This is a genomic window from Tyzzerella sp. An114 (genome assembly GCF_002161055.1).
Classification (GTDB): domain Bacteria; phylum Bacillota; class Clostridia; order Lachnospirales; family Anaerotignaceae; genus Fimicola; species Fimicola cottocaccae.
Map to the genome: position 1 here is coordinate 174,823 of NZ_NFLT01000002.1, position 15,910 is coordinate 190,732.

Sequence of the window (15,910 nt, forward strand, 5' to 3'; positions counted from 1 at the left end):
ATGTTTTTTGTTGATACGGCTTATAACAGTATTATAAAATACGGCGAGGAGCTTTGTGGAGACCATGTTGAACAGGTCAATCTTCCTGATAGCAAAATACTTGTGTTGTCTGACGGATTGGGAAGTGGTGTTAAGGCAAATATACTTGCAACTCTTACATCTAAAATTGCAGCAACAATGCTTAAAGAGGGAGCAACTCTTGAGGATACAATAGATACAATAGTTCATACACTTCCTGTATGCTCTGAAAGAAAACTTGCATATTCCACATTTACAATTATAAAAGTTTATAATGATGGTAATGTTTATACAGCCGAGTTTGATAATCCTTCTATATTTCTTATTAAAAAGGGTGAAAGCTATAATATAGAAAAGGAAAAAAGAATTATAAATGAAAAAATAATATATGAAGCTAATTTTAAATTAGATGAAGAAAGTATGCTTGTAGCTGTAAGTGATGGAGTTGTCCATGCAGGAGTTGGAAAAAGTCTTTGTTTAGGTTGGCAGAGAGAAAATGTTGAAAAATATTTAAAAGAAATATCACAGAATAATATTTCAACAAAAGCAACCATAAGAAAAGTACTTCATCAATGTAATACATATTATGAAGGAGAAGCGGGAGATGATACAACAGTTCTTGCTGTTAAAATAAGGAGACAGAATAAAATAAATCTTTTTACAGGGCCTCCTAAAAATCCTGATGATGATTTTATAATTGTAAATGAAATACTTAAATCAGATGGAAAAGTTGTTGTATGTGGTGGTACTACTGCCAATATAATTGCTAGAGCTTTAAACTGTGAAGTTGAGATTGATTTATCAACAATGACTCCTACTGTTCCTCCTGTTGCTGTAATTCCAAAAGTAGAGCTTGTAACAGAGGGCGTAATAACTATAAATAAAGCCATAGAGCTTATAAAGTCCTATAATAATCCAAGAGAAATGCCTTATATTCTTCCTAAACTTCAGGAGAGAAATGCAGCAGCAATGCTTGCAAGACTTCTTATAGAGGATTGTGACAAACTTAATTTATGGGTTGGTCAAGCTGTAAATCCGGCACATCAAGCAGAAGGATTTGATATGAATTTTAATTTTAAAATAAATCAGATAAAGGAACTTGCTCATCTTGTTGAGGAGATGGGAAAAGAAGTAAAAATAAAATATATTTAAGAGAAAAAGGGGTAGGCTATGCGTAAATTTGAAAGTAATGTTCAGTACATAAAATATATGGTAAACAAAGAACTTGTAAAAAGACTTTTAAGTAACACTTTGAGTGATTCCCTTGAAAGTCTCCAAGATATTTCAGAAAAACTTATTCCGGGACCAAAACCAATGACAAGATGTTGTATATACAAAGAAAGACACATCATTCAGGAAAGAGCAAAACTTACTATGAAACCTCTTGAAGGTGATAATGTAATTAAAATACTTCCTGAAGCTTGTGATGAATGTCCTATTGATAGATTTGTTGTAACAGAGGCTTGTAGAGGTTGTCTTGGTCATAAGTGCCATGAAAATTGCCCTAAAGATGCAATTATAATAATGAACCACAGAGCTTATATTGACCAGAATAAGTGTATTGAGTGTGGAAGATGTAAAGCTGTATGTCCATTTAATGCTATAAGTGAAGTTCAGAGACCTTGTATACGTTCTTGTGCTATAAATGCCATAAGTATGGACGAAAACAGAAAAGCTCGTATTGATGATGAAAAATGTGTTTCATGTGGTGCTTGTGTTTATAATTGTCCTTTCGGAGCTATTGTAGATAAGTCTTATGTTCTCGATATAATGAAACTTATAAAAGACTCTGAAAATAATACAAAATATAAAGTTTATGCAGTTGTTGCTCCTGCAATATCAAGTCAGTTTACAGATGCAAAAATTAATCAAGTTATAGGCGGTATAGAAAAGATTGGTTTTTATCATGCTGTTGAGGCTGCTCTTGGTGCTGATGTTGTAGCATACCATGAAGGACATGAATTTGCAGAGACAATTGACGAAAGAAAATGGATGACAACTTCTTGCTGTCCTGCTTTTGTAAGTTACATGAGAAAAAATTATCCTGATATGATGAGCCATGTTTCTGGAACAGTTTCTCCTATGGTTGCCATAGCAAGAATTATAAAATCAACAGACCCTACTGCTAAAGTTGTATTTATTGGACCTTGTACAGCAAAGAAAATGGAAATTAAACTTGAAGATATTAAGGACGCTGTTGAATATACAATGACATTTGAGGAACTTCAAGCAATATTTGATGCTATGGATATAAATCTCAAAGAAATTCCAGAGTCTGTTCTTGACAATGCTTCATATTATGGAAGAATATTTGCAAGAAGTGGAGGAGTTACAGACGCTGTTACTCAGATTATAAAACTTGAAGGAATAGACAAGCCTTTCAAACCAACAAAATATGACGGTCTTGCAGATTGTGTTAAAATAATAAAAGTTGCGTCAATGGGCAAACTTCCTTTCAACTTTATTGAGGGTATGGCTTGTAAAGGCGGTTGTATAGGTGGTGCGGCTTCTCTCTCTCATGGACCTAAAGACCTTGGAGAAGTTGACAAATACGGAAAACTCTCAAAAGAGGAAAACAGTCTTGATGCTATAAGAGTATTTGACCTTGATTCTGTAAATCTTGAAAGAGATTATGGAAAAAATGAATAATATTTAATAAAAAAGGTATTTCTTTAATGAAATACCTTTTTTATTGTATAAAATTTCGAAAAACAATGCTTTACCATGACAAAGTATTGACAATAAAGCATTCTTTTGTAATAATAATTTAGATAATGGGTTGAATGTATATATAAACCTGTTTATATGCATATGCGGAATTTCTTTATAAAAAGAAATATAAAGCCATTATTTTGGCTTTAAACTAAAAATTTTGGAAGGGGTTATTTTAATGACGTATGCAATAGTTTTTATTATTTATATTTTGGCTATGCTTGCCATAGGTCTTTTCTTTGCCAATAAAAACGAAAATATGTCAGACTACATACTTGGTGGACGTTCACTTAATGTATGGGTTGCATCTTTAAGTGCTCAGGCATCAGACATGAGTGGTTGGCTTCTTACTGGTCTTCCTGGTCTTGCATATTTAAGTGCTGCCGGTTCTCAGGAGGCTATTTGGACTGCCATAGGTCTTGCACTTGGTACATATTTAAACTGGCTTTTTGTTGCAAAAAGACTTAGACAGTATACTGAAATTTCAGGAAATGCACTTACAATGCCGGATTATTTTGAACACAGATTTAAAGACAATTCAAGAATATTAAGAATTGTTACTGCACTTTTTATACTTATATTCTTCCTTGTGTATACATCTTCCGCATTTGTAACAGGTGCAAAACTTTTCCAGACTGTTTTTGGAATGAGTTACAGAGCAGGACTTCTTTTAGGAGCTGCAATAGTTGTAATATATACTTGTTCTGGTGGATTTAAGGCTGTATGTTGGACAGACCTTTTCCAGGGAATAATGATGTTTATAGCTATTATAATTATACCTGTGACAATCGCAAGAATGTTTGGTGGTGTAGGAGTTACAATGGAAGCTGTAAATGCTGTTCATCCTGGTTCTTTCGATATAATTCCTAATGGAACAAATATTTCTGGATTTGTTGTTGTTACAGGTCTTGGTTGGGGACTTGGATATTTTGGACAGCCTCACATTCTTGCACGTTTTATGGCTATAAGGTCATCAAAAGAAGTTAGACCTGCAAGAATTATTGCTATGGTTTGGGTTATAATATCTCTTGCTTGTGCAATAATGGTTGGTATTTTTGGTGTAGCTTACTTTACAACACCTCTTGCAGAAGGTGCTCATGAGACAATATTTATGGAGCTTTCAAAACAACTTTTCCACCCTATAATTGCAGGTGTTCTTCTTTCTGCAATACTTGCTGCAACAATGAGTACTTGTGACTCTCAGCTTCTTGTAACAGCTTCTGCTATATCAGAGGATGTTTATAAAGCATTCCTCAAACCAACTGCAACAGATAAAGAACTTATAAATATAAGCCGTGTTACAGTTGTTGTTGTTGCTGTAATTGCAATATTTATAGCTCTTGACCCTAACAGTAGCATATTTGGTCTTGTAAGTTATGCTTGGGCTGGATTTGGTTCTGCTTTTGGTCCTACAATTGTTTTAAGTCTCTATTGGAGAAGAATGACAAGAAAAGGTGCTATTGCCGGAGTTATAGCTGGTGGTGTTACTGCTATTGTTTGGATTATGTTAAAAGGTCTTGGCGGTATATTCCAGATATACGAAATTGTACCTGGTTTCATAGTATCTGTACTTGTTATCGTTGTTGTAAGTCTTATGGATGCTGAACCTCCAAAAGAAATTACAGACGAATTTGACTCTTTAAAAACAACTCATATATAAAAAATAAAGGCTGAATATTTTAGTATTCAGCCTCTTTTTATTTTACATATAATTTTCATATCTCTTTACAAAACATATACCTAATGTGTCTTTGCCTGTATGAGTTGATATTGTTGCTCCTATTTGGAATGAGTTTAAAAATTTTGCTTCAGGCAAATATTCTATAATGTTTGATTGAAAAGGTTCTATTTCTTCAAATAAGTTTGTAGCACCTATTGTAAATAAATAGTCTTTATAATCTTCATTTTCTTTTTTGAAATGTTCCACTGTAAGGTCTATAACTTTTTTAATTGCTTTTTTTCTTCCTCTAGCAATTGCTCCAACACTTATTTCTCCACCATTCAGAACGATTACAGGTTTTAAATTAAGTATACTTCCAGATACAGCTGCTATTTTTCCTATTCTTCCTCCACGTCTAAGATTTTCTAATGTTCCAACAACAAATATTATTCTTCCATCTACTTTCATTTTTTCGCAAACTTCAGCAACCTTTTCGATATCTATACCATTTTTCTGCATTCTTGCAGCTTCAAGAACCATAAGAAGCTGAGAGCCTGTTGCATGCCATGAATTTATTATTATTATTTTTGAGTCTTTGTATGTTTCCTCAAGCATCATTTTTGCAGTGATAGCAGATTGATATGAACCACTTAAAGTATCTGTTATTGTAAAACATAAAATATCTTTTCCTTTTTCTAAATCTTCTGTAAAAGCGTTTATATAGTCTTGGACAGAAGGAAGAGAAGTTTTTGGAAATACATTGTTGCCTATCATTTCATTGTAAAATGTATCCAGTGAAAGTTCGTCAATTTCTTTATAGTAGTCAGTGTGATTTAATGAAACATAAAAAGGTATAATTTTTATATTATTTTCTTTAGCAATATCACGTTTTATATCACAGGCTCCATCACTGAAAATTTGAAAATCAGCCATATAGTCCTCCTTGAATTTTTGTTAATAATTATTAATTGTATCTGTATATTAATATATCAAAAATTATATATTTTTGCAATGGTAAAACAATATTATATGGTAATTAAAACTACATTATTTAGTATGTGAAACAAAAAATGTAGGAAATTTTTAAAATTACTGTCTTTGATTTATTTTACATAAAATGCTATAATTATTAAAAAGGCTTTAAAATCAATGAATTTTAGAATTATATAGGATAATTATGTTAATAATAATTAATATATTTTAATTTGTATTTTTAGTTACTATGAGAGAAAGGAGAATTTTAAATGTTTAACAAAGGAGACAAAATTGTTTACCCTGTTTATGGTGGAGGTATTGTTGAGGATATTGAAAAAACCGAAAATGGTGAGTGCTATTATTTAATAAAAACTCTTTTTGGTGGACTTAAAATAAAACTTTCAACGGCTAAAGCTGAAAATATTGGACTTAGAAAAGTATCATCAGAAGATGAAATTATAGAGACTATAAAACAAGTAAATTCATCTAACATTGTTTCATCAGACAATTGGAACCAAAGATATAAAGAAAATCTTGAAAAAATAAAAACTGGTCGTCTTATGGAAGTTGCGGAAGTGGCTAAAAATCTTAACAGTCGTGAAAAAAGAAGAAATCTTTCTGGTGTTGAAAAAAAGATGTTCACAAATGCAAAACAGATTATTGTAAGTGAGATAATATTGTCAAATAATATTGTTAAAGAAAAAGCAGAAGAACTGCTTGCAAATTTGTTATTTAATTGTTAAACTCTTATGTATACAGTTTTGTACTGTAAAAAATAGATAATCGGGGGAGGTGAACTTTTGAAGAGACTTTTGGAGGTTTCTATTGGACTGATTGCTATTACAGTTTTTACACTGGTTATAAATGTTATGTATGTGTCAAATTTTATGAATGTTCAGGATTTTGTACCTAATTATGTTCCATTTATAATCGGAATTATTTTTGGACTTATATTTTATATTGTTTTATCATCATATATTACCGAAAAGATTATGAAAAGAATGTCTGTAGCTGAGGAAAGACTTATAAAGATGAACTCAAAAGAGCTTATGATAAGTGTTTTCGGTATATTTATAGGGCTTGTAATAGCAAACCTTATAGGTCTTGCCCTTACAGGTTTTGGTCCTTTGGGAACAGGCATAACAATACTTTTAAATATTATACTTGGTTTTCTTGGTCTTAGAGTTGCTAGAAGAAAGAAAGATGAAATTACTGTTCCAAATATAGCATCTATCGGAGCACAGATTAAGGGTTCTGATAAAAAAAATACCTATGCAGGAAAACCTAAAATACTTGATACAAGTGTTATAATTGATGGTAGAATACTTGACCTTCTTCATACAGGTTTTATAGAAGGTAAGATAATAATACCTAACTTTGTACTTGATGAATTAAGACATATAGCTGACTCAGCAGACTCTCTTAAAAGAAATAGAGGGAGGAGAGGTCTTGATATTTTAAATGAAATTCAAAAACAGCTTGATGTTCCTGTTGAGATAATTGATTTTAACACAAAAGAAAATCTTGAAGTTGATATAAAACTTCTTAAAATGGCTGAAAAAATAGATGCCTTTGTTATGACTAATGATTTTAATCTTAATAAGGTTGCAGAATTTCAGGGTGTAAAAGTTTTAAATATAAACGAACTTGCAAACGCCATAAAACCTGTTGTTCTTCCAGGTGAAGAAATGACTGTTACTGTCATAAAAGCGGGAAAAGAAAATGGACAGGGTATAGGCTATCTTAATGATGGTACAATGATTGTTGTTGAAGGTGGAAATAAATTTATTGGTGAGACAATGAATGTTGTTGTCACAAGTGTTCTTCAGACAGCAGCAGGAAGAATGATATTTACAAAAATTATAGGTCCTAGTGCAAAATAATAGCAGAATTTTGAGAGCACATTTATTTGTGCTCTTATTTTATGTGGAGGGTTTTTATGTATAAGGGTTTTAATTGTACAGTTGTGATTGTTGCAGCAGGAAGCGGAAAACGAATGGGCACAGATATAAGTAAACAGTTTTTGAGTATACAAAATAAGCCTGTTGTTGTATATACTCTTGAAAAATTTTCTCAGATTGATGAGATTGATGAAATTATACTTGTCACTAAAAAAGAGTTTATTGAATATTGTAAAAATGATATTGTAGATAAATATAATATCAAAAAGGTATCAAAAATAATAGAAGGTGGAAAGGAGCGTCAAAACTCTGTTTTTAAAGGTATAGAGGCTATTGAAAATAAAAATTCTATTGTACTTATACATGACGGAGTTAGACCTTTTGTTAAAAAAGAGCATATACTTAAAACGATTGAATCTGCTGAAAACTGTGGTACAGGAGTTTTAGGGGCAAGAGCGAAAGATACAATAAAAATATGTGATGAAAATAATATGGTTATTGATACACCAGATAGGAATTTTATGTGGTATATACAGACACCTCAAACTTTTAAATATGATTTAATATATAAAGCTCATTTTATGGCAGATAAAGAAGGATTTTTGGGAACTGATGATGCCATGCTTGCTGAACGTTATGATATACCTGTAAAAATAATAGAGGGTGATTATAACAATATAAAGATTACTACAATAGAGGATTTAGCTTTATCAGAAGCCATACTTAATTCAGAGAAAAAAGAAGTTAGTGAAAATATAGAAGAAAAAATAATAATAAATAAAGAAAATAAAATAACTCTTGATATTTATACAGATGGAGCTTGTTCTGGAAATCCGGGAAAAGGTGGATATGGGGTTGTAATGCTCTATAAAGGTAAAAGAAAAGAATTGTCAGAAGGATTTAGGGAGACAACAAACAACCGTATGGAAATATTAGCTGTTATAAAAGCCTTAGAGACATTAAAAGAAAGTTGTAATGTAAATCTTTACAGTGACTCTAAATATGTTGTTGATGCAATAGAAAAGGGTTGGGCTAAAAAGTGGAAAGCTAATGGCTGGAAAAGAAATAAGAATGATATGGCATCTAATATTGATATGTGGGACAGACTTTTAAACTTGTTAGATATCCATAATGTGAATTTTATATGGGTAAAAGGTCACGCTGATAATGTTGAAAATGAACGCTGTGACTTTTTGGCACGACAAGCCATAGAAAATGACTTTTTACAAGAAGATAACGGGTATACAAAATAATTTTGTTGAAAATGCAAAAAATAAGTCGCAAATTTAACATTGTTATTAATATATTTATCAAAAAAATCTATTGACACAACTGGTAATATGTGTTATTGTAATACTTGTTACAAAACATATTTATTTTTTTTTAACCGGTAGGAGGATTTTTACAATGAAAAAAGGAACTGTAAAATGGTTCAACGCTGAAAAAGGTTTTGGTTTCATTTCTGTACCAGGCGAAGATGACGTTTTCGTTCATTTCTCAGCTATCCAGGCAGAAGGATACAAAACTCTTGAAGAAGGTCAGGAAGTAGAATTCGAAGTTGTACAGGGAGCTAAAGGACCTCAGGCAGCTAATGTAACACGTGCTTAATCAATTATCATAGTTCTGAATGTGCTTTAGCACTGGAAATATATATAGGTTATGGTACAAAATTGCCTTTCATTTATGTTGAAAGGCTTTTTTTTGTTCTTTTTTGTTAAAAAAATACCGTGTTTAAAATAAATTTTATTTAATTTTTTGAAGTTAAAATATTCATAATAAATTGATAAAGACCGCTCTATATGATAAAATATTTTGTGGTTTTTTTAATGTTGTTTTTTATTTAATAATTGAATATAGGAGTAATACAAATGATACAGAAAAGAGAAAACATAAGAAATATTGCTATAATTGCCCATGTAGACCATGGTAAAACAACTCTTGTTGATGAGCTCTTAAAACAGAGTGGTACATTCCGTACAAATCAGGTTGTTGCAGAAAGAGTTATGGACTCAGGAGATATTGAGAGAGAAAGAGGTATAACAATACTTTCAAAAAATACTTCTGTCCATTACGGAGATATAAAAATAAATATCGTCGACACACCGGGCCATGCTGACTTTGGTGGTGAGGTTGAACGTGTTCTTAAAATGGTTAATGGTGTTGTACTTCTTGTAGACGCCTTTGAAGGTCCTATGCCTCAGACAAAATTCGTTTTAAGAAAAGCTCTTGAATTAGACCTTCCAGTTGTTGTCTGTGTAAACAAAATAGATAGACCGGAAGCAAGACCACATGATGTTGTTGATGAAACACTTGAACTTTTTATGGAGCTTGATGCTAATGACAATCAGCTTGACTCACCTTTCGTTTTTGCATCAGCTAGAAGTGGTATTGCGTCTTTAGACCCAGATGTTCCAGGAACAGATATGAAACCACTTTTTGAGACAATTATTGAACATATACCAGCACCAGAGGGAGACCCTGAAGCACCTGTTCAGGCTCTTATTACAACTATTGACCACAGTGAATATGTTGGTAGAATTGGTATTGGTAAAATTGAAAATGGTACTCTTAAAGTAAATGATGAAGTTGTTGTTTTAAATATACACAACCCAGAGACAAGTAAGAGAGTAAGAATTACAAAACTTTATGAATTTGAAGGTCTTAACAGAGAGGAAGTTAAAGAAGCTAGCTATGGTTCAATAGTTGCCCTCTCAGGTATTGAAGATATTATGATTGGTGATACAATATGTTCACCAGAAAAACCTGAGGCTCTTCCTTTTGTAAAAATTTCAGAGCCTACAATATCAATGAATTTCTCTGTAAATGACAGTCCTTTTGCTGGACAGGAAGGTAAATTTGTTACTTCAAGACATTTAAGAGAGAGACTTTACAAAGAGCTTAATACAGACGTAAGTCTTAGAGTTGAAGATACAGATACAACAGAAAGCTTTAAAGTTTCAGGTAGAGGAGAGCTTCACCTTTCAATACTTATAGAAACTTTAAGACGTGAAGGTTATGAGTTCCAGGTATCAAAACCAGAAGTTCTTTTCCATGAGATTGATGGAAAGAAATATGAGCCTATTGAAAATGTTACAATAGACGTTCCAGAAGAATTTGTTGGAAGTGTAATTGAAAAACTTGGTTCAAGAAAAGGTGAGCTTACAAATATGGCTCCTGCTAATGGTGGATATACAAGACTTGAGTTCTCTATACCTGCAAGAGGTCTTATTGGATATAGAAATGAGTTTTTAACAGATACAAAGGGAAATGGTATATTAAACTCTGTATTTGACTCATATCAGCCATACAGAGGAGAAATCCCAATGCGTTCTCAGGGTTCACTTATAGCTTTTGAAGACGGTGAGGCTATAACTTATGGTCTTTACAATGCACAGGAAAGAGGAGACCTCTTTATTGGTGCTGGTGTAAAAGTTTATGCTGGTATGATTGTAGGTAGAAACTCACGTGTTGAGGATATGGATATAAATGTATGTAAGAAAAAACAGCTTACAAATACACGTGCTTCAGGTTCTGACGATGCTCTTAAACTTACACCACCTATTATAATGTCTCTTGAACAGTGTCTTGAGTTTATTGCTGATGATGAGCTTGTTGAAGTAACTCCAGAAAATCTCCGTATGAGAAAGAAAATTCTTGATTCAAACCTTAGAAGAAAAGCAAGAATACATGGTAACAATAATTAATATATAGTTTTTAATAAAATAAGAGGTGTGGTTAATGGCTAGAAAAGGAAATTCATCTTTTATCAAACAGGCTGCAATACTTGCTTCTGCCGGTATAATTGTGAGGATAATAGGATTTTTATACAGATTGCCTCTTACAAATATGATTGGAGATACGGGAAATGGTATATACAGTGCCGGCTATTATATCTACACCTTTTTGCTTATACTTTCATCAGCCGGACTTCCTGCCGCCATATCGAAAATGGTTTCAGAGAGAATAGCTGTAAAAGAGTATAGAAATGCCCATAAAGTATTTAAAGTGTCAATGCTTGTTTCAGGACTAATGGGATTTGTATTTATGGTAGGGCTGTATGTATTTGCAGAGCCTATATCAAAGCTCATTGATGCAGAAGATAGTTACTGGTGTATGGTTTCTCTTGCACCTACTCTGTTTATAGTTGCAATAATGTCTGTTTACAGAGGATATTTTCAAGGTATGAACACAATGGTTCCAACTTCTATATCACAGATAGTTGAACAGATATTTAATGCAGTTTTCAGTGTTTATCTTGCCTATGTTTTTCTTGGAATAGGAGTTCCTAAAGGTAGCAAAAATATAGTTCTTGGTGCTGCCGGAGGTACTGCTGGAACTGGTGTAGGTGCTCTTGCAGGTCTTATCATAATGATTATTGCATATATGCTGATTAGACCACGTATAAAAAGACGAATTAAAAGAGAAGGGCATAAACATAGAGTAGATACAAACGGATACATTGTAAAAATGCTTTTAAGAACTGCTATACCGATTATAGCCGGAACTGCAGTTTTTAGTATAACAAATCTTGCAGATATGGTTATGGTTATGGGAAGACTTAAAGTTGCAGGATTTTCATATGATGAGTCACTTATTCTTTATGGTCAGTTATCAGGTAAATATGTTACTTTGACAACTTTACCAGTATCAATAACAACAGCAATGGCTACTGCTACAATACCTAGTATAGCCGCTTCTGTAAGACTTAATGAAAAAGAAAATGTAAAACGAAAAATGAGTTTAACATTTAGAATTGCAATGATACTTTCAATACCTGCTGCTGTGGGTATAGGTGTTTTGGGAGACCCTATAATAAGAATGCTTTTCCCAGATGCGGACAAAGGTGGAAATCTTCTTACAGTTGGTGCAATATCAATTATATTCCTTGCAATATGCCAGATGATAACAGGAATACTTCAAGGAATAGGTCGTCTTGATGTACCTGTAAAGGGTGCTATTTTAGGTGCTATTGCTAAAATAATATTAAACTATTTCCTTATAGCTATACCGAGTGTAAACGTTCTCGGTGCTGTTATATCAACAACAGGATGTTATGCAGTAGCTTCGATTTATAATCTTGTTTCATTTGCTAGAATAACAAAAGTAAAACTTGATTATAAAGGTGGTATAATAAAACCTATGGCTGGCTCAATAGTTATGGGTATTGCTTGTTTTGGAGTTTATAGACTTTTAACTTATGTATCTATTGGAAATACAATATCAACAATTATTTCAATAGTTATAAGCATATTGATATATGGTGTTGTAATGCTTTTTATAAAAGGTATTACAGAAGAAGACTTTGCTTATATACCTATGGGTGGACGAATTGTTAAAGTATTAAAAAGATATAATATGATATAAAAACAAAATACAAATAAAAAGCATCTCTATTTAAAAGAGATGCTTTTTTAGTTGAATAATAAATTATATATAAAATAGATAAAAATGAAATAACCCCATCTATAAAGAAGGGGTTATTTCATGGTAAATATAGAGTAAGGTAAAAAATTAAAATGAAAAATTAGGAGTTTTGTGTATTTGCTGATCTATACTTTCTTGTAACTCTTGACAATACAAGTGAAACAACAACACAAAGTAATGCCATTACAATAGCATAGATAAACATCATGTTATAACCTGTTTTGCCTGCATATGTATCAAGCCATCCACCTATCATTGTGTACATAAATACGTCAGGTGTATAACCAAGGCAAGAAACTATACCAGAAACACGTCCTGTAAGTTCAACAGGAATTCCAGCATCATCAATAACTGCGAAGTACTGGCTTCTTACTGCATATATGAATAATAATCCAAATACAAAGTTAACTATAACTGCATTAACAAGACCTGCTTCTGCTGGAAGGAAGAGGAATAATGCAAATGAAGCTGCAAGAAGAAGTGCACCGCCAACAATAACTTTAATACGTGAACCAATTTTATCGGCAAGGAAACCACCGATAATACCACCAACACCCTGAAGGAGATAACGTACACCACCAAGAGAAGCACTTGCTGTTGGTGAAAGTCCATAAACATTAACTGCATATGTATTAATATAACCTATAATTCCGTAAAGACTGTATGCTGTGAAAACAACAGCTACAAGTAACCAAACACGAGGTATTTTTAATGCACCGAACATACCTTTTGCAACCTGTCCGATACTCTGTGTCTGAGTTTCTGTTTTTGTATCTTCAATGAAGAACCAGTTTAAAATACCTATTATGATAACTGATATAGCACATACTCTTATTGCCATAGCTGTTCCAAGAATTTGGTCTGAATAGTGAGCATAAGCTGCTGTCATACCAAAAACAAGAACTGCGTTAAGTATACCACGAAGACCTTCCTGTAATCCGAAAAGACGTCCCTGTTCTGAGCTATCACCAAGCATACGAGTTGCTTTGATACATGCTGACCAGTATGTTATGATTGTAGAAACACCCATAAGTACGAATATTACACGTGCAACATTGTATGCAGGGAATGTGGAGAACCAAAGTCCTAAAATACCAGTTACAAGGAATGAAAATGTAAGAAGTTTTCTTGCTGAGAATTTATCTGCAACGATACCACCTACAAAATATGAGAATGTTGCCATTGTAGCGTAACCTGATGAAAGCATACCCATCTGAGCATTTGTAAGTTGCATTGCTTCCTGAATTTGAACATAGAAAGTTTCTCTTATGTATGGAAGCTGATAGATAATACCGGCACCAGCTGCAAGAAGAAGAAGCGTACCATACTTTTTAATAAAAGCCTTGTTCATTTTTATACCTCCATTTTATTTAATTGTAATGAGTTCGTGAACTGTTGCTGCAGTCAACAGTTCTTTTGTTTTGTGAGCATAAAAAAAGAGAAGCAAGGCTATTGATATCAATAGCGTTACTTCTCTCTACACTCTTGTAACTTGTAATCAGTATAGAATATAGTTAAAATAAAATCAACACTTTTTTTGAAAAAATAAAAAATATGTTTAAAACTGATAAAAAATATACTTGATAATTATACAAAACATACAATGAATTTATTGTGATTTGTATTTTCTTTTGATAAGTAATGATGATGCTATTAAACCTATAAGAGATATAACAGCTGACATAACAAATACTATACTATAACCATATGTTTTGCAATTATCTAATATCCAACCACTCAATGAAAAATAAAATACATCAGGAGAATATGCCACAAAAGATATATAGCTTATTGCTACACCATAAAGTTTTCTTGATATTCCAGTTTCATCTATTGTAATTAGAGCCATACTTTTTCCACCATAAGCAAAAAAACATATCATTATTGAACATATTATGGTCATTATAGGGTTTCTTGGAAAAATGAATACCATTATAAAAATAGTTGCTATATATAATATAAAAGATATTCTCATAAGTTTTGCTGATGATTGAAGTTTATCTGTTATTGAACCGGCAATAGGTGCTGCTATTATTATAATAAGATACATTCTTACAACTGATATTGTGTTTAAAACATAATCTGGAAGATTAAAGTTATATGAAAGATATGGAAGGATGTATGTAAAATTTGCAACAGCTACATAATTTGCAAAAACTACTATTATAGTTAAAAATATATTTTTGTTTTTTACAACTGCCATTATTTGTTTTTTATCAAATTTTTTGCCTTCATCTTTTTCAGTATCTTTTATATCTTTTAAAGTTATAATTGAAAATATTGCAGAAATAAATGTTAATATACCGTAAAATAAAAATAGAAATCTTATTTGGCTTTCAGAATTATTCATTAATGATATTATTTTAAAACCTATTATTGAAAATATACTTCCAAAAATACTATTCATAAAAAAGAATGTGCTAAAAACTTTACCTTGATTTTCAGGATTGCCTGTATTATGAAGTATACTTAAATAAGCAGGATAAAATGTTGCTCCAACGGTAAAACCTGCAATTCCAAACATTAATAGTATTAATGTATATGATGGCAAGCTTGCAAGAAACAGTGAAACAAATGAAGTTATCATCAAAGGAATATATATAAGTTTTTTAGATTGAAATTTCTTTAAAAAGAAAGCTCCGCAAAGATAAGAGAACATAGCCAGTATACCATACATACTATATATTCTACCTAGTTGATAATGGGTAAGATGTAATCCCTCAATCATTGTGGAATAATAAAGAGCTTTCATTACATAAAGATTATATATAAGATTATATCCTGCTGCTATTGATGTAATTACAAGCTTGTCTTTATGCTTTATCAATTTAATACACCTCCTTAAAAATAAAAAAAGAGTAATTTACATATATATGCAAACTACTCTTTTAACTCTAAAAGCTCTTAAGATAGCAAATAGCAATTTCTATATTTATAATGTTAAGTATATGATAATTTACTGCAATATTTAAAGTCAATAATTAATATAAAATTTACATTTGAAAAAGTGCACAAAAAATATGCTTAATAAATATAAAAAATATACAATTGACAATAAACCAATAAAGTTTTATACTGTAACCAAGTTACCGAAAGAGATTTGAGAGAAAAGTAACTGAGTGTGGAAATATAATCCACATTTAGTGTTGCTTTTCTCTTTTTTTATGTGTAATCATAGATATAAATTGTGCGCAGGTTTAAACTTGATTACACATAACCT

At 31.7% G+C, this 15,910-nt stretch carries 12 protein-coding genes; 9 read left to right on the forward strand and 3 right to left on the reverse strand.

The features are described 5' to 3' along the window. From B5E58_RS02645 to putP, 3 genes are all read left to right on the forward strand, one after another. A complete protein-coding gene (locus B5E58_RS02645) occupies nucleotides 1–1,170 on the forward strand; it encodes a SpoIIE family protein phosphatase (protein WP_242956576.1) in 1,170 nt (389 codons plus the stop codon). Between the two features lie 18 nt (nucleotides 1,171–1,188). Continuing rightward, nucleotides 1,189–2,667: a 4Fe-4S dicluster domain-containing protein gene (locus B5E58_RS02650; protein ID WP_088108138.1), complete on the forward strand. Its 1,479-nt coding sequence runs from the start codon at nucleotides 1,189–1,191 to the stop codon at nucleotides 2,665–2,667. A 241-nt stretch (nucleotides 2,668–2,908) separates the two neighbouring features. Further along, a complete protein-coding gene (putP, locus tag B5E58_RS02655; RefSeq protein WP_088108139.1) occupies nucleotides 2,909–4,390 on the forward strand; it encodes a sodium/proline symporter PutP in 1,482 nt (493 codons plus the stop codon). A gap of 42 nt (nucleotides 4,391–4,432) precedes the next feature. Here the strand turns inward: putP and B5E58_RS02660 are convergent, their stop codons facing one another. Continuing rightward, nucleotides 4,433–5,323, reverse strand: a complete 891-nt coding sequence (locus B5E58_RS02660; protein ID WP_088108140.1) for a DegV family protein — start codon at nucleotides 5,321–5,323, stop codon at nucleotides 4,433–4,435. 311 nt (nucleotides 5,324–5,634) lie between these two features. Here B5E58_RS02660 and B5E58_RS02665 point away from each other — a divergent pair, with 311 nt between their 5' ends. The 6 genes from B5E58_RS02665 to B5E58_RS02695 all read left to right on the forward strand — a co-directional run bounded on the left by B5E58_RS02665 (nucleotide 5,635) and on the right by B5E58_RS02695 (nucleotide 12,630). Next, complete coding sequence (locus tag B5E58_RS02665) at nucleotides 5,635–6,108, forward strand: CarD family transcriptional regulator (RefSeq protein ID WP_088108141.1); 474 nt, start codon at nucleotides 5,635–5,637, stop codon at nucleotides 6,106–6,108. 57 nt (nucleotides 6,109–6,165) lie between these two features. Next, complete coding sequence (locus tag B5E58_RS02670) at nucleotides 6,166–7,248, forward strand: PIN/TRAM domain-containing protein (RefSeq protein ID WP_242956577.1); 1,083 nt, start codon at nucleotides 6,166–6,168, stop codon at nucleotides 7,246–7,248. A 56-nt stretch (nucleotides 7,249–7,304) separates the two neighbouring features. Beyond that, nucleotides 7,305–8,519: a 2-C-methyl-D-erythritol 4-phosphate cytidylyltransferase gene (gene ispD / locus B5E58_RS13925; RefSeq protein WP_330395600.1), complete on the forward strand. Its 1,215-nt coding sequence runs from the start codon at nucleotides 7,305–7,307 to the stop codon at nucleotides 8,517–8,519. Between the two features lie 154 nt (nucleotides 8,520–8,673). Then, nucleotides 8,674–8,874, forward strand: coding sequence for a cold-shock protein (locus tag B5E58_RS02685; protein ID WP_004036546.1), 201 nt, complete (start codon nucleotides 8,674–8,676; stop codon nucleotides 8,872–8,874). Between the two features lie 260 nt (nucleotides 8,875–9,134). Then, a complete protein-coding gene (gene typA, locus B5E58_RS02690) occupies nucleotides 9,135–10,970 on the forward strand; it encodes a translational GTPase TypA (RefSeq protein ID WP_088108142.1) in 1,836 nt (611 codons plus the stop codon). Between the two features lie 34 nt (nucleotides 10,971–11,004). After that, nucleotides 11,005–12,630: a putative polysaccharide biosynthesis protein gene (locus tag B5E58_RS02695; RefSeq protein ID WP_088108143.1), complete on the forward strand. Its 1,626-nt coding sequence runs from the start codon at nucleotides 11,005–11,007 to the stop codon at nucleotides 12,628–12,630. Between the two features lie 160 nt (nucleotides 12,631–12,790). Here B5E58_RS02695 and B5E58_RS02700 read toward each other — a convergent pair whose 3' ends face one another. After that, complete coding sequence (locus B5E58_RS02700) at nucleotides 12,791–14,041, reverse strand: MFS transporter (RefSeq protein ID WP_088108144.1); 1,251 nt, start codon at nucleotides 14,039–14,041, stop codon at nucleotides 12,791–12,793. 258 nt (nucleotides 14,042–14,299) lie between these two features. Then, nucleotides 14,300–15,517 carry an MFS transporter gene (locus tag B5E58_RS02705; protein ID WP_158097648.1) on the reverse strand — a complete coding sequence of 406 codons (1,218 nt, stop codon included), beginning with the start codon at nucleotides 15,515–15,517 and terminating at the stop codon, nucleotides 14,300–14,302. Nucleotides 15,518–15,910: the final 393 nt, after the last annotated feature.